Below are 23,642 nucleotides of genomic sequence, written 5' to 3'. Positions count from 1 at the left end.
TTTATCTTAATTTTTTTCTCATTGCTTCTGAAATGTTTTCGGCGTAAACACCATAGGCATCTACCAATAAACCTTTAATTCCTCTTTTGGAAGATATGGCGTAAAGCACACTATTGTCGTCGGTACTGCTCATACCTTCAAAGCGATGCATTTCATCAACCTCAAAATCTTCTGGATGTAATTTTAGTTTTAAGGAATTGCATTCTATATGTCCCGAACATAAATTAAAATCACAGGTGTAGCCTTTCTTTTGCAATTGCGCCATAGTGGTCGAAAGTGTGTCGTAATTTTCCATTTTAATTGTTTTTAATGCTGTTCAATATAAAATTCGTGCGTTCCGATGGTGGTAACACAGGTACGTGTATTACTGGAAACGGTAACGATTCATATACTTCGGTTATAAGATTATGTATTTGGTTTTGGTCGTTTTTACTTTCCAGTCGGGCATAATCATTAACCAATGGCAATTTGTCCAAAATGAAAATCATTTTGTAATTCACTTTTCGCATTGCCTCTTTTAAAATTTTGTCAACTTCCAATCCTAAAAACTGATAATAAGCTAATCCATCAGGGATTGCCCTGTCCAGAAATACAACATCGTTTGGATTTAGGGATGCTTCCTGTTCAATCTGCATTTTAAGTACACCATGTTGAAATTCACGTTTATTACTTCTCAATTCTTCAACGGTTTGTCCATCTACGCGCATTGTATCAATATAATGCCTTGCGTGTTCTATGGTGGTTTTATAACCGCGTTCTGCCAACATATTTATCATAGTTGTCTTTCCTGTGCTTGGACCACCCGTAATCACATACCAATTGGTTTGTATGGTTTCGTTATTTTTCATTTTATTTTAATCTAAATTGAGCAATCTTTTAGATCATTGCTGGAACTTAATATTACATTCCTTTTTATTTATACTATTTTTCTTTTCTCATATACCAAACTACCAATACGAGAATTACAAATGGTAAAATCCATAAATACATCATAATTTCTTAGTTTTAATGTTTGTGGTTATTTTTGTCATCCATCATATTATTCATATCCATTCCTTTATCTCCCATCATTTTCATACAGGATTGCATGCAATCTTCGTTCATCATTCCTTCTTTATGCATCATTTGCATCATTGTTCCCATCATCTCTCCATTTCCCATCATTTCACTCATCATGGAATGCATCATTTCTTTATTTCCCATCATTTCTTTCACCATCATCTGATTTCCTTCACCCATCATCATATGACTCTTCATTTCTTTATTGCCCTGCATCATTTGCATCGCATGGTCATTCCCTTGCATATGCTCCATAAATTCAGTCATAAAATTGGAATTATCGGCAATGGCCTTCATGGTTTCATTTCTTGTTTCTGTATTTTCAAGCACCGCCTGAACGTTAGGTTCTTGCTTACAACTATTAAATGTTATTAAGCCTACTACTGATAAAATAATTACTAATGTTCTCATAATATTTAATTTTAGATTTCTAATTTGCTTTTTATTTACACTTCCGAAAGAGTGTATTTTTCCGGCAATGCTTTTTTTAAGGTTTCTGTAGCAACGTGGCTATTCATTGTAATTTCTACTTCTGCTTTTTGCACATTTGCAACCACCTTAGTTACATTATTTACCTGACCCAAATACTTTTCCACAGAAGCTTTACAGCCTCCACAGCTCATTCCTTTTAAATTATACGTGTGTGTCATTATTTCTTTATTTTAAATGATTATTACACAAAGTTAATTTTTCTAACCCAGCTTTATTTGTACAATCTTGGATAATCCTTACACAATTCGGTCTATGGATTTTCTGTCCCATCTTTGCAGATTTTTAAATTCTGTCATAGACATTCCCGTTACATTTTTGAACTGTTTCGCTAAATGGCCACTACTATGGTAATCTAAACTGTAAGCTATTTCTGAAAAATTCAACTGTCCAAGCTGTATCAGTTCTTTTACTTTTTCAATTTTTAAGTTGATTTCATATTTTTCAATGGTCATACCTTCAGTTTTACTGAACAGCTTGCTCAAAGCCGAATAGGATTTTTTGAAGGTTTTCGGTAGAAAAGATGAGATGTTTTCATTATCCTGAATTTCAATTTTTTTTATGATGGCAATCTTAATATCTTCAATCAATACTTCCGTTTCCTCTTTTATGATTTCAAAACCGTGTGTTTTAAGGATTTCTTCCAATTTAGAATTCTCTTTGTTTATGCCTTCATTTAAAACCACTTTACCCAATTCTAGTGAATATATATTGTAACCTAAAGCATTAAGTTCTCTAGCTACCGTTGACTTACATCTGTTGCAGACCATGTTTTTTATGTATAAGGTTGTTTTCATATTATATTTTAATGGTGCTTAAATTGGGAAGGGTTTAACTAACCAATCAATGAAAAGATTCATTCCCTTTCCACATAAGTTCTTTATTTTAAACTGTCTTTTAATTGCTTCATATAACCTATCACTAATTCTTTTTCAGATTTTGATAAAATGGCATCCTGATGAACCAACCTATACGATAATAATGGCATGTCATCATCTTTTATCTGGTTGACAATTGATTTTAATTTACTTTTCTTTCTTCGACTGGAAAAGGAATCCCATTCATTAAAATTAAGTTCGGCTTTACCTTCTTTTATATGGTCTTCTAAAATCCAAGCGATAGGTTGAATTTTATTGTACCAAGGGTATTCAGTATTGTTACTGTGACAATCATAACAGGATACTTGCAATAATTTTTTAATATTTTTTGGCGGATTGTTTACCAACAAAAAATCGGTTTTTGGTATTACGTTACTCTGGTTTTGCTTTGTGGATACAAACTGTATGCCCACAAAAGCTACAAATAAAACCAATGCTATGATTTTTAAAATCCTTTTCATTTAAAGGGATTGATAAAACCTACAAGGAACCCTGCTGAAGGGCAGGGAATACCTTGCAGGTTATGATTAATTTATTTCCTTTTGTACTGTTCCACAATGAAGCATTTTACTACCATAATATGGGTTGTTAACTTCTTTTTCCATACTTAACCAAGCAGAACCTTTATCATACATTGGGCAAAATTGTTGGTATAAAGTAGTTTCTGTACCTGTAATTGCAACCATATCCATAATATCTTTACTCAATATTTTGAAATGCTCACGTTGGTGGTCCATTTCGCTTTTGCCAATATGCTCGGCATGTTCTTTAGCATCAGCAATAATATCCTTCAACTCTTTTTGTTGTTCGGAAGTGTAACTGCTTACATTAAAACTGTTTAATGTGCTTTCAAGTTTTTTGCCAGCTTGTGCAGCTTCATCTTTATTTGTTTCTACTAAAGCATCTTTAAGTGCCATATAATCTAACACTACTTGTTTGGCACTGGAATTCTGTGTGCTAGAATCCATCATATCATTCGATGCATTCATAGTGTTGGAATCCATAGTTTCATCGTGATTCATTTCTGCCTCATTGGTAGACAGGTTTGAATGCATCGCATCGTTCGAATCTTCCTTTTTACTGTCTTTACAAGATATTACTGTTAGGCCTACAAAAGCCACTGCTAATAAAATTGTTACTGTTCTTAAATGTTTCATTTCTCTATTATTTAGTATTATTAATTATTATTCATATTTAGAATTTTACTGATAGTCCTCCACCTGCTCCAAAGCGATTATCGTAGCTTGCTATCAATGAAAAGTTTCGTGATAAAAGATATTCTAAACCTACATTCCAAACAATTTCCTTTGCAAAACTGTCTCCTGCAGGAAGGTTATCTACCCATCCAAAATCTGCTTGATATTCGTAACTACCAAAAATGGCTGTTCTCGGAAAAATGAATATTTCACGACTGATACTTATTTGAGGTCTTAAATTGCTATCCATACTTACATTCAGATCAAAGAGAAAAGGAGTTAAAAAACTAACACCAACAATGGCTGTGGTTGATAGATTATCCAAACTATCCTCTATTTCATTTTCTACGTTTATACCTCCAAAAACACTAAAATAATCGTTCAGATAGCGCTGGTAAGTAACTTCTGCTTCAAGATTTTTATTCCATCCATATTCTGCAGATACATTAAACTGATTACGAATGTTTGATGATGTCAAATTTAATCCAATCATATTTGTTGCTAAATTCGCATCTGCCCAAGTATAATATTCATTCGTTTCATCAATAATTTTAGAAACTGGAAATTTATCCATTCTTGGATCTCTTGGCGTGTCATAAGACATGACTCTAGCCATACCAGACATCATATGATACAAAATATGACAATGAAAAAACCAGTCGCCACCTTCGTCACCATTATTTCCATAAAATTCTATGGTAACTTTTTCCATTGGAGGTACATTAACGGTGTGTTTAAGGGGTGAATACGCTCCGTTTTCATTAATAACCCTAAAAAAATGGCCATGTAAATGCATCGGATGGTGCATCATTGTCAGGTTATTAAAAGTGATTCGGGTAACTTCTGTACTTTTTATCTTAATATTATCGGTTTCTGAAATCGGCACACCATTCATACTCCAGATATAGCGACTCATATTTCCGGTAAGGTTTAACAATATTTCCTTAACAGGAATACTTTTGTCAAAAGCAGTCTTTTCTGGCGATTTCAAATAGTTGTAATTATACTCTGAAAACATATCCATGCCATCCATGTCTTTCTTATCGGAAGTCTGCTCTGAATCTTTGGCCATATCCATTCCTACCTTGTCGGCAGGCAGGTTGGAATGATCCATCTTTTCATTCATCATGGTATCTTTAGGCATATCCATTCCATTAGAGTTGGGATGATTCATTTGCATGGTGTCTTTCGACTTATCCATTTTCATACCTTTCATATGGTCCATTTGCATTCCGTACTCCTTCTCCATTTTAAAACGATCATCTTTTCCTGGATTAAATTTTAAAGCAGGTGCTCCCATTTTCATATCCATCTTTGCCATTTTTTTCATCATTCCAATCTTATCTGGTTTTGGAATATCCATAGCAGGTAATACCTCACCATTTCCAATAAAAGCAGATGCACTTCCTGAACCATCTTGTGCTGTGATTTTAAATTCTAATTTCCCTTCTTCTGGAATGGTTACTATAAAATCGTAAGTCTCTGCTATCGCTATAAAAGTTTTATTCTTTTTAACAGGAACAACATCAAGACCGTCAGCAGAAACCAACAGTGGATCTCCACCTCCAAAAGTCATCCAAAATGACGTTGAGGCGCCACCATCAATGATTCTCAATCGGACTTTCTCTCCTGGTTTAAATTCTGGATATTCAATGTTTTCTTCCCCATTAATTAGAAATGCCGGATAATAGACATCTGCGATATCTACACCATCCATGCGTTGACGCCAAAAATTGAATTGTGCACCAAGGGCTCCTTGTGCAATTACCTGATTTAAAGGTGTTGCTGTCCCTTTCTTTATATTATACCAATCATTACCTCGCTTTAAATTACGCAGGACACTCATCGGTTTTTCATTTGTCCAATCAGATAACATCAAGACTAAATCTCTATCATAATCCAAGTTTTCTATTTTAGGGTGGATAACAATGGAGCCAAAAACACCACTTTGTTCTTGCAACATCGTATGCGAATGATACCAATAGGTTCCCGATTGCCTTATAGGGAATTCGTATTTATATGTTTGTCCAGGCATTATTGGTGGTGTAGTTAAATAAGGGACACCATCTTGAAAATTAGGCAATAATAATCCGTGCCAATGGACAGATGTTTCTACCGTCATTTCGTTTTTTACATAAATAACAGCGTAGTCTCCTTCTGTAAACTCTAAGGTAGGACCAGGAATTGTTCCGTTAACGGTCATTCCCATAACATCTTTCCCTGCTTTATTAATCATTGTTTGACGTAAAGTAATGGTATGTTCTCTAACAGGTAAATTATCGACGTTACCTTCCGCAGATTGTGAAAAAATGGGTTGACTTACAATCAGAATTAATATTAATTTTAAATATTTCATTTTGAAAAGTTTATTAAAAGTTGCTTTATTATTTTATTAAATAATTAATTATCGTTGATTGAGTATAATAAGTTTTAACAGATTCTATTTGCCCCATTTGAAACTTTAATTGTAGTTCTTGAATATCTAAAACATCATTAAAATCAATAGTTCCCGTTTCATAACTTCGAATGAGGATGTCTTCAGCATCTTCAGCTTGTCTCAGGTTTTTCTCTTGGGTATTGAATTTAATCCGTGACTGATTTCGCTGAGAAATAGCTTTCGATAATTCAGAAGTAAGCACATTAAAGCGCTCTTCTTTTTGAGATTGTATTTCCTGCTTTCGCAAGTGATTTTGTATGGTTTGAGACTTAAACTTTTTATTGAATATAGGAATAGAAAGTGTTACCATAGGCATGACAATATCTTTTCCGTTATCAGTAAATGTCATGTCTGGCCTTTTTTCAACATTGATATAATCCAATCCAAAACCTACCATAGGGCTACTATCTTTTTGGTTTAACAATTCAGACTGTTCAATAGATTCATAGAGTTTATCGTATTTGAGTAATTCTGGATTAACCGTCAACGTCTCATAACTATAAAAAGGATCTTCTTCTGGGATTTCCAAAAAAGCAACCACTGAGACGGCTTGATCATACTTTTGGTTCATTAAACTATTCATGGCTGCCTGGATCCCCTCGTTTTGCTGAATTAAAACATCTTTATCCTGAGTGAGTTCGTTTTGTCTAATCTGTAATCTTAAAACATCCACTACAGATGCCTTACCAACTTCCAAGGACGTAAGCGCTAGTTGCTCATAGGACTCTAAAAGCACTATATTTTCATCGAGCACTTCCTGCTTTGCCCTAATTTCATAGAGCAAGTAATAGAATTGAGATACAGAAAGGGCAAGCTTACGTTTAGCTATGGTTACTTCAACATACTGGGCGTCGGCCATTGATGTGGCGTAGTTTTCTCTAGCGGATATGGTTCCAAACCAAGGAAGCATTTGTTTAGCTGCTATTTTAAATTTTTGTGCTCCTGTACGAGTTTCTGGTTCGCTTACAAAATAACCCACACCAAATTCTGTATTTGATAAGGTATTGACTTCATTCACTTTTTCTGAAGCTATCTGATATTGTAAATCAAATTTTTGAATCTCCGGATTATTTGTTAAAGCTTCATCTATAAGGGTTTCCAATTCTTGTGAATTTCCTTTAATAACAAAGAACAGAGAGCAAAGAACAAAGACGGATCTTAATACGTATAATTTATTATAGTTTTTCATTATTATTGTTTTAGTCTATTCTCTTTTCTCTCTAATCTCTTCAGTTTCATCTCTTCTCTCCAACTATACAAAACCGGAACAATAAAGTAAGACGTAATATCAATCACCATACCTCCAAAAATTGGAATCGCCATCGGAATCATAATATCGCTTCCTTTTCCTGTGGATGTTAAAACGGGTAACAACGCCAAAATGGTAGTTACTGTTGTCATTAAACACGGACGAATACGTTTTTTAGCCGCTTCTAAAGCAGAAGCTCTAATGCTCATTTTATCCGCAGGTTTTTCACGATCAAAAGTTTGTGTAAGATAGGTTGCCATTACAACACCATCATCTGTTGCTATTCCAAATAAAGCAATAAAACCAACCCAAACAGCCACACTTAAATTGATGGTTTTCATGTTGAAAAGATCCCGCATATTCTCGCCAAAGAAACTAAAATTGAAGAACCAATCTTGTCCGTATAACCAAATCATAATAAAACCACCAGCAAATGCAACGGCAATTCCGGTAAATACCATTAATGAAGTTGTTATAGATTTAAACTGAAAATACAGGATTAAAAAGATGATAGCCAGCGCCAAAGGAACTACAATAGCCAATGTTTTTTCTGCACGTAATTGATTCTCATACGTTCCTGTGAACTTATAACTGATTCCTTTGGGAACAATTAATTCTCCTGAATCTATTTTCTGCTGAAATAAGGCTTGCGCATTTTCTACCACAGCTACTTCTGCAAAACCGTCTATTTTATCAAACAATACATAACCGACTAAAAAGGTGTCTTCACTTTTTATTACCTGCGGCCCTTGTTCATAACGAATCGTTGCCAATTCACTTAATGGCACAGGACTCCCTTTTTCTACAGGAATATAAATGTCTTTGATGTCTTCTGGATTGCCACGTAATTCTCTTGGGTAACGCACACGAACTCCATATCGTTCTCGGCCTTCCACAGTTTGGGTTAATTCCATTCCACCAATAGCAACCTTTAACACACTTTGTACATCTTCTATAGATATTCCATATCGGGCTATTTTTTCTCTATCAATATCAATCAATAAATACGGTTTACCCACAATTCTATCGGCAAAAACAGCTTCTACTTTAACACCTTCCGCTTGTTTTAAAAGACTTTCTAATTCTAATCCAAAAGCTTCAATTTGTTTTAAATCTTGCCCTTTTACTTTAATTCCCATAGGTGCACGCATCCCTGTTTGAAGCATGACTAAGCGTGTTTCTATAGGTTGTAATTTGGGAGCAGATGTTACGCCCGGTAACTTGGTAACTTTTATGATTTCTTTCCAAATATCATCTGGATTCTTAATTTCTGGTCGCCAGTTTCGGTAGAATTCACCATCATTGTCTTCGATAAGTTGGTTCGCTTTTATAGATGTTCCTGCGGCAATAAAACGTTTTGACTTATTATTCTGATCGGCATGAAGAGTTTCTTGATAAGATTCCTCGTAGCTCGTTCCTTGCTCTGTCGGAATGACATTTGTTTTCAATTCAAACAAACCATCCGCATTTACTTTATAACGTTGTCTTTTTCCTTCGGAATTACGCATATATTCAGATTTATACTGAATCATATTTTCGTACATCATTAAAGGAGCAGGATCTAAAGCAGATTCTGTTCTACCGGATTTACCTACTACCGTTTCAATTTCAGGAATGGTAGCAACTGCCATATCTAATTGCTGTAACACACGTTTGTTTTCTTCCACACCAGAATGCGGAAGAGAAGTAGGCATTAGTAGAAAAGATCCTTCATTTAATGAAGGCATAAATTCTTTTCCGGTGTTCTTCATAATCCAAAATCCAGAAACAAGAACGGTGATTGGAACCATTAAAAACAACATCTTATTCGCTAAAGCCCATTGTAAAATTTGTCCGTAATATTTTCTAAAAATAGAAAATAGTCCTAAAATTCCGAAGCAGATAATAGCCACAAAAATTAAGTTGGTAAAAATACTACGATTAAAACCTAAAGGTCTCCAATATTCAGCTAATAGAAATACAATAGCTACAGAAGAAATAATAATATTTACAAGGTTTACTTTTTTACTATCTAGTTTTCCTAGAATGCCTAATAAGCCCGAAATTCCGAAAGCAAATACTATAAGACCTAACCAAAATCCACTTATTACAATTGCAATTCCGGCAAGAATTAAAGCACCACTTACAATGTATTTAAATGAATTTTTTAGCGTTGTTTTACGGAATAAAAAAGCTGCTAAAGGCGGAATTATAAACAAAGCAATTACTAAAGAAGCAGATAATGCCATTGTTTTAGTAAAAGCCAAAGGTCTAAACAATTTACCTTCTGCACCCACCATCGTAAAAACAGGAACAAAACTAATAATGGTTGTTAAAACCGCTGTTAATATGGCTCCGGAAACTTCCGCGGTAGCGTTATAAATAATTTCGTTTATTGAAAGTTTATCAGTTTTAACTGCATTAAGGTTTTGTTGATGAGATTCCCTGCCTGACGGCAAGGCAGGCTCGTCGCTCATGCCTTGCTCTGTCGGAAGGACATTTTTACTTTTCACTATTAACTTTTCACTCTTCACTTTATCCTCATCAAGATGACGGATCATATTTTCTGCAAGTATAACGCCCACATCTACCATGGTGCCAATGGCAATTGCTATACCAGAAAGTGCCACAATATTTGCATCTACATTAAATAGTTTCATCGTCACAAATACCATTAAAATAGCAACCGGCAACAAGCCAGAAATTAAAAGGGAAGCTCTTAAATTAAAAACCATTACAATAATCACCAAAATGGTAATTAATATTTCTAAAGTTAATGCTTCGGTAAGTGTGTCTAAGGTCTCTACAATTAATTCAGAACGATCGTAAAAAGGAACAACTGTTAATTGAGATGTTCGTCCGTCGGCCAAAACTTTAGTAGGTAAACCGTCTTTTAGTTCGGCTATTTTTTCTTTTACATTTGTAATTACTTCCATAGGATTTGCTCCATATCTAGCAACTACAACACCACCAACAACTTCTGCGCCTTCTTTATCTAATAAACCACGTCGTGCTGCAGGACCTAAGGATACTTTACCAATGTCTTTAATTTTAATAGCTGTAAAATCCTTAGAAGTTACTACTGCATTTTCAAGATCTTCTACGGATTTTATATATCCTAAACCACGTACTAAATATTCTGCTTGATTGATTTCTAAAGTTTGTGCACCAATGTCTTGATTACTGCTTTTAACCGCTTTTACAACTTCGTTTAAACCAATATTGTATTGGCGCATTAATTCCGGATTCACATCTACCTGATATTCCTGAACATAACCACCAATGGAAGCTACTTCAGAAACACCACTTGCAGACGATAAGGCAAATTTTACGTAGTAATCTTGTATGCTTCGTAATTCTTGTAAATCCCATCCACCAGTAACGTTTCCGTCTTTATCTCTTCCTTCTAGAGTGTACCAATAAATCTGACCTAACCCGGTTGCATCTGGTCCTAAAGCCGGGTTCACACCTTCTGGTAATAATCCGCTTGGGAGTGAATTTAATTTTTCTAAAATCCGACTTCGGCTCCAATAAAACTCGATGTCCTCTTCAAAAATGATATAAATACTAGAGAAGCCAAACATAGAGGAACTACGAATGGTTTTTACTCCAGGAATTCCAAGTAAAGAAGTGGTTAAAGGATAAGTAATTTGGTCTTCGATATCTTGTGGCGAACGACCATCCCACTTTGTGAATACAATTTGTTGATTTTCACCAATATCTGGTATGGCATCTACAGCTACAGGGTCACTTGGTAAAAAACCAGTATTCCAATTAAAAGGTGCGTTTACAGTTCCCCATCCTACAAAAAGGACAAGTAATAAAACAGCTACGATTTTATTCTCTATTAAAAATTTAATGCTTTTATTTAGCATGAAGTTTGATTATTAAACAGTTAGACATGGGTGGAATACCTAATAAACTTCAAAATAATCGATTGAATTAGTTTCTATTTCCTTTATATTTCAAGATAAAATAGAACCGTAACTATGGCTATGTTTATATTTTCTATTTTATCTAAAGAAAATATAATTCAAATTCACTATCAATCATTTTAAAATTCATTCGATATATGAAAATACCGAATACAAGAAATCATCCGTATAACATAACAATTATAGGATAACACAGTCTATTGTTTAAAAATCAAATTAAATAAGTCTCGTCAAACTTGTAGATTTGTTTTCTGACGAGTGGTGGGTCATATTCTTCGAAAGTAGAGACATTAGCATCTAAACCTTCAAAAAGGTTGATATATGTGTATACAAATGAAGCTATAAATACCTGTTGCTCAAAAGAAATGCTGTCAACATGTAATTGCAATTGGTCTTGACCAGCAACAATAACTTGTTCATCATTACAACAATTCTTTTTAGAAATAGAACAACCTTCACCTAAAGGTTTTTCCATTTCCATACCGCAGGTTTCTATTTTTTGGAAAATAGCAGTATCCATTAAAGTACCTCCACAATAATGCATATCAATTGTAAACGACATCGTAGAGAATAACACTACAAAAGCCATTGACAAAGACATGATTTTATGGAATACTTTTTTCATATAAGTAACAAAGGTATGAAATTTTAATAATGCATGTTATTTTTAACACATTTTTATAAAATGTGAAATTATTTACCAATACAAAAATTGGCAAAAATATTCCCTAAAAGCTCGTCGTTAGTGACATTCCCAGTTATTAACCCAAACTGATATAGGGCTTCTCTAATATCAATAGCCATCAAATCTCCAGAGATTCCAGAATCTAACCCATATTTCACTTTCTGGATTTCTTCTAAAGCTTTTAGCAAAGCATCGTAATGTCTTGTATTTGTAATAATGGTTTCGTTATTTCTAAGCGCACCCGTATTGATTAAATTAAGAAGTTTATTAGTTAGTTCTTCAACACCTAGACCTGTTTTTGCAGATAATAAATGAATATCAGGGATCTCCTTTTGCATATTAGCAAGAAGCACATCGTCAACTTTATCAATTTTATTAGCAATTACGATAAGTGGTTTTAATGGGTACTTGTTTTTAATTTTCTCCAACTCCACTTTAAACTTGGAGCTTTGAACCTTAAATTCTTCGGAGCTAAACAAATAAATTACCACTTGTGCCTGCTCAATTTTTTCGAAGGTTTTTTTAATTCCTATACTTTCAACAACATCCTTTGTATCTCGTATTCCTGCCGTATCAATAAAACGGAAACCAATGCCTCCAATAGAAATTTCGTCTTCAATGGTATCTCTTGTAGTACCTGCAATTTCTGAAACAATAGCACGCTCTTCGTTTAACAAAGCATTTAATAAAGTGGATTTTCCAACGTTGGGTTCACCAACAATAGCCACCGGAATTCCATTTTTAATGACATTTCCAACAGCAAAAGAATCTATTAAGCGTTTTAAAACAAAACTAATGCGTTCCACTAAATCTCTAAATTGGGTTCTATCGGCAAATTCAACATCTTCTTCTGCGAAATCCAGTTCTAGCTCAATTAAGGATGCAAAGTTTAAGAGTTCTTCTCGTAGCTTGGCTATTTCACTAGAAAAACCACCACGCATTTGTTGCATAGCAATTTGATGAGACGCTTCATTATCACTAGAAATTAAATCGGCTACAGCTTCTGCTTGACTTAAATCCAGCTTTCCATTTAGAAAAGCACGTAGCGTAAATTCCCCTGCATCAGCCATGCGACAACCATTTCTTAAAAACAATTGCAAAATTTCTTGTTGAATATAGACAGAGCCATGACAACTTATTTCGACTACATTTTCCCCAGTATAAGATTTTGGATTTTTAAACAAAGACACTAAAACCTCGTCAATAGTCCTATTGCCATCCATGATATGTCCGAGATGAATGCTATGTGTTACTTGTTTGGTTAAATCTTTTTGGTGAATCGATTTAAATAATTTCGAAGCAATAGATATCGCATCATTTCCAGATAAACGAATAATAGCAATTGCTCCTGCTCCAGAAGCTGTAGCTAAAGCAATAATAGTGTCGTTTTGATTCATCTTGCAAAAATACTAAAATACTAGCACAAAAAAAGGACTATTTATTAAGCTATTCTTAACAAGTTAAGTTTCAAAATCATATTATATTTGCAAAAAATAATTTAAACTATATTACCCATGTTAAGAAACACGATCTCATTTTTATTACTGCTTTTAACCTTATTTTCATGCAAGGAAGAACAACCCTTAAACGGTTTCTTGATTGAAGGCCAAATAGATGCTGAAATCAATAACCGTGAAGCAAAATTAATTAGTTTTTATAAAGAAAAAGAAATTATTTTAGATTCCACTACAGTAGAAAACGGTAAAATAGTTTTTAAAGGTTCAATTGATTCTCCTGATATGTATTATATAACAATTGATGGAGTTAAAGATGTTTTTCCGATTATGGTTGAAAATAAAAAAATGGCTATAACTTTTTACAAGGACAGTCTTCCAAAATCTGTAACTACTGGTAGCAAGGAAAATGATCTTTTAAAATTATACCAGAAAGAATCTGAGTTTTTAAACATGAAAAACACAGAGTTTAGTCACCGTTACAGAATTGCAAAAAACGAAATGAATAATGTAGAGATTGATCAAATTAGATTGGATTTTAAAAATATGATGGAAGCATCCAATGCTAGAAACCTAGAATTGGTAAAAAATAATACTGATTTAGTAACAAGCGCAGCCATTTTAGGGAATATAATGGTAAGTCAAGGCATTAGTGTAGCTGATGCAGAAGCAATATTCAACACATTTTCTAGCGAAGTGGTTTCAAGTAATTTTGGAGAGCTTGTAAGTTTAAACATATCAAGAGGTGCAACAGAAGTTGGTGGCTTAGCTCCAGATTTTACTGCTCCAAATCCTGATGGAACTGCTGTATCATTATCAGAAATAAAAGGCAAAGTTACCATCATCGATTTTTGGGCGGCTTGGTGTGGACCTTGTAGAAAAGAAAACCCGAATGTGGTTAAAGTATATGAAAAGTATCACGACAAAGGTCTTGAAATTATTGGTGTGTCTTTAGATGGAGCTCCTAACCAAAAAGATGCTAAAGCATTATGGGTTCAAGCTATTGAAAAAGATAAGTTAACTTGGCACCAAGTATCTAACTTGGCTTATTTTAATGACCCTATTGCTAAACAATATAACATTCAATCTATTCCTGCCACCTTTATATTGGATAGTGAAGGCAGAATTGTTGCTAAAAATTTAAGAGGTGAAGCTCTTGATGCTAAAATTGCAGAATTATTGAATTAATTAAAAAAGATTTTATAAAAAAAGCCTTTCAAATTTGAAAGGCTTTTTTGTTTTATATCTTACCAAGTTTTTTCAAAACAAATAATAACACAATTGGAATAGCTAATAAAACTATCATTAATAAATGCTCTTTAAATAACCAAGAGGCTAACATTAAGGTAATAACATAACCTCCAATGGCTCCACCAAAATGGGCATCGTGACCAATGTTTCCTAATTGTTTTTTCATGCCATACATAGAATACAATAGGTAACCAATTCCAAAAATATATGCAGGAATTGGGATAGGTATAAAAAACAAATACAAACTCATATTTGGCTGTAAAAGAATAGCTGAATACACAATTCCCATAACAGCCCCACTAGCTCCTACCGCACTATAATGATATTCATTTTTATGAAAATAAAAAGATAATAAACTTCCTAACAAAAGACTTCCTATGTAAACAATTAAAAAATGTAAGTTCCCTAGGTAAGACACTACAATATCTGCAAAAATATATAAGGTAAACATGTTAAAAAACAAATGCCCCATATCTACATGTAGAAACCCAGAACTAAACATTCTAAACTTTTCTCCTCTAAGAATACCTCCAACACTAAACTTATATTTCTCGAAAAACGCAAAATCGCTAAACCCTTTAAAAGAGATAATTGCATTTGCCGCTATAATCACTAATAACACTATACTTAAATTGCCCATATATTCTAATCGTTATTTTTTAATTATAACTATATTTGTTTTTGCAAATCTAAAATTATTTCATGCAATTTCTTGCTTACATTTTAATTTATCCGATTTTATGGTTAATTTCCATCTTACCTTTTAAATTACTATATCTTTTTTCTGATGGGATTTATGTGCTAATCTACCATATTATAGGCTATAGAAGGAAAACTGTCAATGAGAATTTACATCTGGTATTTCCTGATAAATCTGAAAAAGAAATTAAAACCATCACTAAAAAATTCTACCATCATTTATGTGATATGGTTGTGGAATCTATTAAATCGATGACTATTTCGGAAGCTGAAATGAAGAAACACTTTACCTTTTCTAATATTGAATTAATTCAACAACTTGAAAAAGAAAATAGAAGTATCGCGCTAATGTGTGCACATTACGGAAGTTGGGAATGGATTTTTATTCTTCAAACTTATATGAATGTCAAAGGTTATGCTATTTATAAGCGTCTTGCCAATAAATATTTTGACCGATTAGTAAAACGTATTCGTGCGAAATACAACAGCCATCTAATTACAACCAAAGAGACTATTTCTGTTCTAATGGATGCTAAAGAAAAAGGTGAAGTTAGCGTTTGTGGTTTTGCGTCAGACCAATCTCCAAAGCACGACAAAGCTTTTCATTGGACTAAGTTTATGGGAATAACTGTCCCAGTACATACAGGTGCCGAAATGATAGCTAAAAAAACAGATATGTCTGTCGTATTTTTTGGCGTTAAAAAGTTAAAGCGTGGTTTTTATGAAACCACCTTCAAAACCCTTGCTTATAATCCGATGGATTATCCAGACTATGAAATTACAGATCAATTTCTAAAATTGGTGGAAGAACAAATCTACGAAGCTCCTGAGTATTACCTATGGACACATAAACGTTGGAAACACAGAGACAAAGTTCCTGAGAACTATACATAGTATGTTTTTAAGTTGTTTGCTGTTAAGTTGATTGTCGTTAAATTTTAAAGGCAACTCTCTATTTTGTTAAGTGAAGCTTCGTTAAATTTCATGAAACAACTCAAGATTCCGTTGTAATGTAACATATTTAAATAAAACTACAGATTCTTAAAAAAAGCTTCGTATTCTTCAAAACGATGTTCTCTAATCGGCCTTATTTTTGGTTCTGTATTAAAATATAAAAGCAAACAAGGTTCCATTTTTTTATACTTTTCTACATATTCATAACTTACTAATTCCTTATTACTAATTCGTTGTTTAATTTTATTATGGTAAGGATACATTATTTTGAAATACTATTTATTTCCGAAATAATCTTTTTTGCTAATGCATCTGCCTCTTGTTGAGAAGGAGCCTCTGTATATACTCTAATAATAGGCTCTGTGTTACTTTTACGTAGATGTACCCAACTAGTAGCGAAATCTATTTTAACTCCATCAACAGTCGTTAAGGTTTCATGGGCATATTTAGCTTCCATTTTTTTAAGAATCGCATCCACATCCAATTCGGGTGTTAGCTCTATCTTCTTTTTACTCATAAAATAACTCGGATAACTAGCTCTTAGTTCACTTACTTTCATACGTTTTTCAGCCAACAAACTCAAAAACAAAGCCACACCAACCAAAGCATCACGTCCATAATGAGATTCTGGATAGATAATACCTCCATTCCCTTCGCCTCCAATAACAGCGTTATTCTTTTTCATAAGCTCAACGACGTTTACTTCGCCAACAGCACTGGCTTCATAGTTTCCTCCATGTTTTTCGGTAACATCTCTAAGAGCTCTTGTAGAACTCATATTGCTTACCGTATTTCCTGGCGTTTTACTTAATACATAATCCGCACAAGCCACTAAGGTATATTCTTCACCAAACATCTCCCCTTTTTCGTCCATAAAAGCCAATCTATCTACATCTGGATCCACTACAATCCCAAAATCTGCTCTTTCTTTTACAACGGCTTCAGATAAATCTGTTAAATGCTCTTTTAAAGGTTCTGGATTATGCGGAAAATGGCCATTAGGTTCACAATACAATTTAACGGTATGTACTCCCAAACGTTCTAACAATAATGGAATGGCAATACCTCCTGTAGAATTCACACCATCGACAACCACCTTAAAATCTGCTGCTTCTATGGCTTTTTTATTTACTAGTTTTAATTTTAATACTTCATCTATATGTAAATCAATATAAGCTTGGTTTTTAGTTATTTTCCCTAAGCTATCCACATCAGAAAAAGACATGCTATCACTTTCAGCAATCTCTAAAATCTTTGCCCCTTCTTCTCCATTTAGAAACTCTCCTTTTTCATTTAGTAACTTTAAAGCATTCCATTGTTTCGGATTATGGCTTGCCGTTAAAATAATCCCACCATCTGCATGTTCCATAGGTACAGCAATTTCAACCGTTGGTGTGGTAGACAAACCTAAATCAATAACATGAATTCCCAAACCAACAAGCGTATTCATTACCAAATTCTGTATCATTTCTCCTGAAATCCTGGCATCACGACCAACCACAACTCTGTAATGTTCTTTGTTGCGTTGTTGTTTTAACCAAATACCATAAGCCGAAGCAAACTTAACAGCGTCAATAGGTGTTAAATTTTCTCCTACTTCACCTCCAATGGTTCCACGAATTCCTGATATAGATTTTATTAATGTCATAAATAGTTTGTTTTATTTCAACAAAGATACAATTACAAAATGTAAATCAAATGGCAAATTTTAGTCAGTAATGTGTAAATTCACAGAATGAATTTTCTTGCACACATTTATCTTTCCGGAAATAACGAACTTATAACCATAGGGAATTTTATGGCTGATGGCATTCGAGGTAATAAATACCACAAATATCCTAATCAGGTACAAATTGGTATTCTTCTCCATCGCGAAATAGATACGTTTACAGATGCTCACCCCATAGTAAGACAAAGCACGAAAAGGCTTCACAAAAATTACAGTCATTATAGTGGCGTGATTGTCGATATTTTATACGATCATTTTCTAGCTAAAAATTGGGCAAAATATTCTGAAGTTCCTTTGGAGGAGTATATAGAAAATTTCTATGCAAACCTCGAAACCCATTTTGAAGTCCTGCCATTAAGAACTCAAAAGATGATGCCTTTTATGATAGCTGACAATTGGCTCCTTAGTTATGCCTCTATTGATGGTATTCAACTTGTATTAGAAGGAATGAATCGACGCACAAAATATGTGTCTGGAATGAACAAAGCCACCAAAGAACTTGTAGAATTTTACAGTGAATTTGAAAATGAATTCACCTTGTTTTTTGAAGAACTCATTATTTTTTCAAAAGAAAAGCTAAAAACAATTTCGTTACAATATCAAAATAATTTGTAAAACCAAGGTATGTCTAAAAAGTAAAAAGGTATCTAAGAATATCTATTGCATGATAACTTTAGACTTAATATATTTACTAATTAGCTAAACCAACACCCCAGAAATATGGCAAAAAAAACGAAACGCATTCTTAAAATAGTTTTAGGCGTTATTGTGTTCCTAACACTTCCTACTTTAGTATTCTTTGGGTTTGTTTATTTTAAATACAATGAAGATCTTCCAACAGGGATTCAAGGAGAACAAGCGGATGCACTTGCAACTAAAATGCTAGAATCTCTAGATTATGAGGCTTATAAAAACACGAACTACCTGGAATGGACTTTTAAAAAAAGACATCATTACGAATGGCAAAAGGATAAAAACATCTGTACAGTATTCTGGAAAGATTATAAAGTAGAACTACAACTAAACAATCCTTCCGAAAGTAAAGCATTTATTCACAGTTTTAGAGTGCATGATCAACAAGCTCAAGAACTTATAGATCAAGCAACAATTTATTTCAATAACGATTCTTTTTGGCTAGTTGCTCCTTATAAAGTTTTCGACAAAGACACGGAAAGACGTTTAGTTACTACCAAAGATGGCGAACAAGCGCTTTTAATAACTTATACTTCTGGTGGTTCCACTCCTGGCGATTCCTATTTATGGTTGCTTAAAGAAAATGGTAAACCTAAAAGTTTCAGAATGTGGGTCGATATTTTACCCATTGGTGGCCTTGAAGCTTCCTGGTCCAATTGGACAAAAACCGAAAGCGGGGCACAACTGCCAACATTTCATAAAATGCTTCTCTTTGGTTTAGAGATGGATAATATTAAAGGTACGGAATGAGTTTTCAGTCTCAGTCTCAATCTCAGTGTTCAGTGTTCAGTGTTCAGTGTTCTACTCACAAAATGACCGACTGTAAACTGAGACTAAGACTGTTTACTTAACTTCTCTGCCCAACAAACTGTTGCTCTTTCAGTTTAAACAACACATTAAATGTGGTTAAACTTCCATAACTTCTGGTAAGATATTGCTGCAAGTCTATTTTTTCTTGTTCACTTAAGTTACTAGAATTTATTTTTTGTTCCATAACACGCAGTCTATCACGAACCATGGTTATTTTATGAAAGAAAGTATCTATTGGTATTTCGGTTGACTTTAAGTTACTGTCTCCCGGGGCTAAAATTAGTTTCCCGCCTTTCCATTTATCAGCAATATGAACGACTTCCGTAACATCGCTCCAACGTTTTAATATTTGAACCAAACTACTTTCCACGTCTGCAAAACTTACTGCATCCACATCATTTTCCGCAGCTTCAATGATTTCAAATTGAGAATCTATTTCTATAGTTTCTAATCCACTGTCTATAAAAGTTACCCAATAATGTTTTGAGGTGACATTAGTCACTACCCCTTTTCCAAATTCTGGATGATTGATTCTTGAACTTATTCCTAGTATTTGCATCTTTATAACTTTAGTCTTTCCCACCTAAGTGGCAATTTATTATTTAAATACAATTATAATAAATCTGTTTGTATTGAAACCCATTTTTTCATAAAACATGATACCTTCAATTAGCTACCTAAAAATAGACTTACCCGCTGTAATTTGTTTTTATTTAAGAGTTATCCATATTATGCAATGGACTAAACCCTATAATTTGTACGTTTGTTTTAATAGAGGATTTTGAATATATTTTAAGGCTTATATGGTCTGTATGGTTCATGGCATGTTTATGAAAAAGATAGAAAAGGGTAATAAAAATTTAAAGAAGCCATGGCCAACTAAGAAGGCTATGGAACAGGTTTACGAAATGAAACTTTGGGGTAGCAACGATGCTGATTTTTATTCAGGAGCTGGATCTCATCATCCAGATTTAGTATATCCGTATATAGACGCTTTAACTAGCTTTTTAACATCTTTCGACAGTCCTTTAGTGGTTTGCGATTTAGGTTGTGGCGATTTTAATATAGGAAAACAATTGGTGAAGCATACAAAAAAGTATGTGGCTGTTGATATTGTAACCGACCTTATTAATTATAATAGAGAGACATTTAAAAAAGAAAATTTAGAATTCCACTGTTTAGATATTGCTGTAGACCATTTCCCTTCTGGAGATTGTGTTTTATTAAGACAAGTGCTACAACATCTATCCAATGCCGAAGTACAAAGTGTTCTAACTAAATTAACTCCTTTTAAATATATTATTTTAACAGAGCATTTGCCTGAAGGAAATTTCACTCCCAATCAGGATATTATTTCAGGACAAGGAATTAGATTAAAAAAACAAAGTGGTTTAAATATTTTAGCAGCTCCTTTTAATTTTAAAGTAAAGGAAGAAAAAGAATTAGTATCTGTTGTTTTGGAAGAAAACAAAGGGTTAATAGTAACGACGATGTATCAACTATTTTAAACAGCTTTTATTCTTCATTTGATATACTTAAGTTTTTTAAAACAAATAAATTTGGCATATACATCTATTTTCATAATTCAATTATTTGACAAAAACTGAGTTTCCTTAGTTGCATATCTTTGCAGCACTCTAACAATTTCTAGGTCTTCATCATCAATACTTTTAGTATCAGTAGTATTCCCAAAGAGAATAAAACCTACTAAATTTTCTTTGTCAAAATAAGCATAAGTTGAAGTTCCGGCGTGTCCGCCACTATGTCCAATCCATTTAGTGGTTACTTCCCAAAAAATTCCGGACTCAAATTCTGTGTTTATTTGTTGGGTCATCATTTCCTTGTAACTCTCTGCATTTAAAATATTGTCTTCTCCAGAATAGCCACTAATCATTGTTGACATGTAATTTCCAAAATCGACAACATTGGTTACAAAACTACCATCTGGATAGGTGATATCTTCCATTTCTGGCAAGGGAACCTTTTTAGCATAAAGCATAGCCACATCATCAGAAATTGGCCCTTGAAAAACCCAATTTGAGTTTGTCATATTTAAAGGTTTGGTAATCTGTTTTTCTACAAAATCAGAATAGCTTTCTCCAGTAGCTTGTTCGATTATAATTGCGGCAATAGTTGCATTATTATTGCAATAATGATAATAAGTGCCTGTAGGTTCTTCTAAAAAATGTGTTTGCTTATACCATTCTCCCTGCGTATTATAAATGTTTTTGATAAAATCATCCATCGACAACTTTGTGTTTTCTTCACATTTTCTACACCAATTATTTGATAGGTATCTTCTTGTTTCTTTGGACAGATTAGAATATTCTTTAACAAGCATTGTTTTAGAATAATTGCGCGAATCTTTCAACCCAGAAGAATGTGTTGCAAGGTTACGAATGGTTATTTTGCTTTGTGGAAAATAAGGATTGATAATTTTAAATGGTAAATAATCGTTGATATCATCATCTAAATTTAGCTTTCCCAATTCTTGAGCTTTCATTAACGCAACACCTACCAGTGTTTTAGAAATGGAAGCAATGGGTTGCACCGTATTTTTTGTATAAGGTTGCTTTTTTTCTTTGTTAGAATAACCAAACCCTTTTGCATATAAAATACGGTCTTGATTAACAATGGCTACAGAAAATCCAATAATTGAATTTTTAAGAGATAATTCCGTCAATTCTTTGGTCAAGGAATCATTTACTTTTTGAGAAAAGATGAAGGATGGAAGAAAAATTAATATGTAAGTTAAAAGTTTATTCATTTACAGCTATAATTCTTTAGTCTTGACTCATATTATAATTAAAAAAAGTTCAGTTAGTTAAACAGAACTTTAGTTTGAGTTATATAGTTTTCCATTTTTAATAACCAAATAAACGGTATCAATATGATCCACATTATCAATTGGATTGGAATTAAGGAAAAGTAAATTTGCTTTTTTTCCTTTTTCAATGGTTCCTTCATCTTTTAAAATTCCAGTAGCCATGGCCGCATATTTTGTTGCAGACACTAAGGCATCCATCGGACTGAAATCGCTTTCATTTACTAATAATTTCATTTCATATTGCACAAAAGTTGCTTGATCGGAATCACTACCTGCTGCAACTTTAACACCAGCTTCATGCGCCTGCTTTATCATTCTTTTACTAATCTGATAAAGCCATTTTGTTTCTTGTTTTTCATTATATCTTTCAAACACAGTAAGTGTTGGGTCAAAAACCACATCGTATTTAATCATGAGGTTGTATATATTTGAAAAATCTAATGCATTAAATTCTTCATCCCAATACAAGGCGTCATTTTCAGTTGCTTCATGTGCTTTCCAAGAGTTTACCAATTCTTTATTCTCCATAACATTCTCATAAAGCAATAAATTAGCATGAGAAACTGAAATCACACCACTTGGAATAATCTCTGAAGGTTTTGTTGGGTTATGAGCCGCATGCGACCAAACAGGAATATGTTGCTTTTTAGCTTCTTCAACTATTTTATTGATTTGCTTTGGAGTTAAATTAGCATATAACTTAATGCCATGGGCTCCAGTTCCTATTGCTTGTGCTACTTCTAAACTTATGTTTGAATTATCATCAATAGCTTTCATATAAGGCATTTCGCCACTTTTACCTCCTTGTGCTGAGGCTATAGTTCTTGGATCTGCAAAAAACGTTGTTCCTGCCATTAAGGAAGAATAATAAATATTTGGCGCATCAATATCGCCTACCCAAGCATCTCTTGACAGACTTGATAAAGCTCTAGTATCTCCCGCCATATCTCGCACAGAGGTAATACCTGATAATAACATTTCTTGAAGTACTTTTTCAGCCTCATCTCTTCGCTCTGCCGTTGGATCTGTGGCGAAATGAACATGTGCATCTATTAATCCTGGAACAACAAATTTTCCTTTTACTGTATTTATGGATTGAATAGAATCATTAGAAACATAATCTTTTGAAGGAAGAATATTACTTATTAAATCTTTATGAATGACTATGGTATAATCAGAAAGTATTTGTTGAGTATTTACATCAATGATGTTCACATTTTGCAAGGCATAGGTTTCAAAATGAAACTGTGCATTGATAGTTAAAGAAGTAAACACGACAGTTAAAAAGCCTAATATAAATGTTTTATGGTTCATCTTA

General features: G+C 33.4%; 22 protein-coding genes. 5 read left to right on the top strand and 17 right to left on the bottom strand.

Annotated features, from left to right (window positions below; genetic code table 11):
* Position 1 precedes the first annotated feature (1 nt).
* From IEV77_RS07155 to mnmE, 12 genes are all read right to left on the bottom strand, one after another.
* Positions 2–295, bottom strand: a complete 294-nt coding sequence (locus tag IEV77_RS07155; protein WP_188463304.1) for a phosphoribosylpyrophosphate synthetase — start codon at positions 293–295, stop codon at positions 2–4.
* A 1-nt stretch (position 296) separates the two neighbouring features.
* The gene (locus tag IEV77_RS07150; RefSeq protein ID WP_188463302.1) at positions 297–848 is read right to left on the bottom strand and encodes an AAA family ATPase; all 552 of its coding nucleotides are present in this window, start codon (positions 846–848) and stop codon (positions 297–299) included.
* 157 nt (positions 849–1,005) lie between these two features.
* Positions 1,006–1,470, bottom strand: a complete 465-nt coding sequence (locus tag IEV77_RS07145; protein WP_188463300.1) for a hypothetical protein — start codon at positions 1,468–1,470, stop codon at positions 1,006–1,008.
* A gap of 35 nt (positions 1,471–1,505) precedes the next feature.
* Positions 1,506–1,709 carry a heavy-metal-associated domain-containing protein gene (locus tag IEV77_RS07140; RefSeq protein ID WP_188463299.1) on the bottom strand — a complete coding sequence of 68 codons (204 nt, stop codon included), beginning with the start codon at positions 1,707–1,709 and terminating at the stop codon, positions 1,506–1,508.
* A gap of 78 nt (positions 1,710–1,787) precedes the next feature.
* Positions 1,788–2,345 carry a helix-turn-helix domain-containing protein gene (locus tag IEV77_RS07135; protein WP_188463297.1) on the bottom strand — a complete coding sequence of 186 codons (558 nt, stop codon included), beginning with the start codon at positions 2,343–2,345 and terminating at the stop codon, positions 1,788–1,790.
* An 83-nt stretch (positions 2,346–2,428) separates the two neighbouring features.
* The gene (locus IEV77_RS07130; protein WP_188463295.1) at positions 2,429–2,887 is read right to left on the bottom strand and encodes a heme-binding domain-containing protein; all 459 of its coding nucleotides are present in this window, start codon (positions 2,885–2,887) and stop codon (positions 2,429–2,431) included.
* A 66-nt stretch (positions 2,888–2,953) separates the two neighbouring features.
* Positions 2,954–3,583 (bottom strand): DUF3347 domain-containing protein, encoded by a 630-nt coding sequence (locus tag IEV77_RS07125; RefSeq protein WP_188463293.1) that lies wholly within the window; start codon positions 3,581–3,583, stop codon positions 2,954–2,956.
* A gap of 37 nt (positions 3,584–3,620) precedes the next feature.
* Positions 3,621–5,978, bottom strand: a complete 2,358-nt coding sequence (locus IEV77_RS07120) for a multicopper oxidase domain-containing protein (protein WP_188463291.1) — start codon at positions 5,976–5,978, stop codon at positions 3,621–3,623.
* A 28-nt stretch (positions 5,979–6,006) separates the two neighbouring features.
* A complete protein-coding gene (locus IEV77_RS07115; RefSeq protein ID WP_188463289.1) occupies positions 6,007–7,248 on the bottom strand; it encodes a TolC family protein in 1,242 nt (413 codons plus the stop codon).
* A gap of 2 nt (positions 7,249–7,250) precedes the next feature.
* Complete coding sequence (locus IEV77_RS07110) at positions 7,251–11,162, bottom strand: efflux RND transporter permease subunit (protein ID WP_188463287.1); 3,912 nt, start codon at positions 11,160–11,162, stop codon at positions 7,251–7,253.
* A gap of 271 nt (positions 11,163–11,433) precedes the next feature.
* Positions 11,434–11,847, bottom strand: a complete 414-nt coding sequence (locus tag IEV77_RS07105; protein WP_188463285.1) for an HYC_CC_PP family protein — start codon at positions 11,845–11,847, stop codon at positions 11,434–11,436.
* Between the two features lie 68 nt (positions 11,848–11,915).
* The gene (mnmE, locus tag IEV77_RS07100; protein WP_188463283.1) at positions 11,916–13,304 is read right to left on the bottom strand and encodes a tRNA uridine-5-carboxymethylaminomethyl(34) synthesis GTPase MnmE; all 1,389 of its coding nucleotides are present in this window, start codon (positions 13,302–13,304) and stop codon (positions 11,916–11,918) included.
* Between the two features lie 117 nt (positions 13,305–13,421).
* On the opposite strand from mnmE, the gene IEV77_RS07095 reads away from it, so the two are divergent.
* The gene (locus IEV77_RS07095; RefSeq protein WP_188463281.1) at positions 13,422–14,549 is read left to right on the top strand and encodes a TlpA disulfide reductase family protein; all 1,128 of its coding nucleotides are present in this window, start codon (positions 13,422–13,424) and stop codon (positions 14,547–14,549) included.
* A 52-nt stretch (positions 14,550–14,601) separates the two neighbouring features.
* Here IEV77_RS07095 and IEV77_RS07090 read toward each other — a convergent pair whose 3' ends face one another.
* A complete protein-coding gene (locus IEV77_RS07090) occupies positions 14,602–15,252 on the bottom strand; it encodes a rhomboid family intramembrane serine protease (protein ID WP_188463279.1) in 651 nt (216 codons plus the stop codon).
* Between the two features lie 62 nt (positions 15,253–15,314).
* Between IEV77_RS07090 and IEV77_RS07085 the strand changes: the two genes are divergently transcribed.
* Positions 15,315–16,205, top strand: coding sequence for a lysophospholipid acyltransferase family protein (locus IEV77_RS07085; protein WP_188463277.1), 891 nt, complete (start codon positions 15,315–15,317; stop codon positions 16,203–16,205).
* Between the two features lie 322 nt (positions 16,206–16,527).
* Here IEV77_RS07085 and glmM read toward each other — a convergent pair whose 3' ends face one another.
* Entirely contained in the window at positions 16,528–17,913 is a 1,386-nt protein-coding gene (glmM, locus tag IEV77_RS07080) for a phosphoglucosamine mutase (protein ID WP_188463275.1), read from the bottom strand.
* Between the two features lie 87 nt (positions 17,914–18,000).
* Between glmM and IEV77_RS07075 the strand changes: the two genes are divergently transcribed.
* Together IEV77_RS07075 and IEV77_RS07070 are read left to right on the top strand one after the other, a co-directional pair.
* On the top strand, positions 18,001–18,609 hold the full coding sequence (locus tag IEV77_RS07075) for an acyl carrier protein phosphodiesterase (protein WP_188463273.1): 609 nt from the start codon (positions 18,001–18,003) through the stop codon (positions 18,607–18,609).
* A gap of 105 nt (positions 18,610–18,714) precedes the next feature.
* Entirely contained in the window at positions 18,715–19,437 is a 723-nt protein-coding gene (locus IEV77_RS07070; RefSeq protein ID WP_188463271.1) for a hypothetical protein, read from the top strand.
* 97 nt (positions 19,438–19,534) lie between these two features.
* On the opposite strand, the gene IEV77_RS07065 is transcribed toward IEV77_RS07070, so the two are convergent.
* Positions 19,535–20,056, bottom strand: a complete 522-nt coding sequence (locus IEV77_RS07065; RefSeq protein WP_188463269.1) for a DUF8685 domain-containing protein — start codon at positions 20,054–20,056, stop codon at positions 19,535–19,537.
* Between the two features lie 271 nt (positions 20,057–20,327).
* Here IEV77_RS07065 and IEV77_RS07060 point away from each other — a divergent pair, with 271 nt between their 5' ends.
* Positions 20,328–21,005 (top strand): class I SAM-dependent methyltransferase, encoded by a 678-nt coding sequence (locus tag IEV77_RS07060; RefSeq protein WP_188463267.1) that lies wholly within the window; start codon positions 20,328–20,330, stop codon positions 21,003–21,005.
* A gap of 77 nt (positions 21,006–21,082) precedes the next feature.
* On the opposite strand, the gene IEV77_RS07055 is transcribed toward IEV77_RS07060, so the two are convergent.
* The gene (locus IEV77_RS07055; RefSeq protein ID WP_188463265.1) at positions 21,083–22,264 is read right to left on the bottom strand and encodes a serine hydrolase domain-containing protein; all 1,182 of its coding nucleotides are present in this window, start codon (positions 22,262–22,264) and stop codon (positions 21,083–21,085) included.
* A 69-nt stretch (positions 22,265–22,333) separates the two neighbouring features.
* Entirely contained in the window at positions 22,334–23,638 is a 1,305-nt protein-coding gene (locus IEV77_RS07050; RefSeq protein ID WP_188463263.1) for an amidohydrolase family protein, read from the bottom strand.
* Positions 23,639–23,642: the final 4 nt, after the last annotated feature.

Source organism: Xanthomarina arctica (assembly GCF_014638915.1).
In the GTDB taxonomy this organism is placed as follows: Bacteria; Bacteroidota; Bacteroidia; order Flavobacteriales; family Flavobacteriaceae; genus Xanthomarina; species Xanthomarina arctica.
Note: the sequence above shows the minus strand (reverse complement) of the source record. Positions and strands in the feature narration are given on the sequence as shown.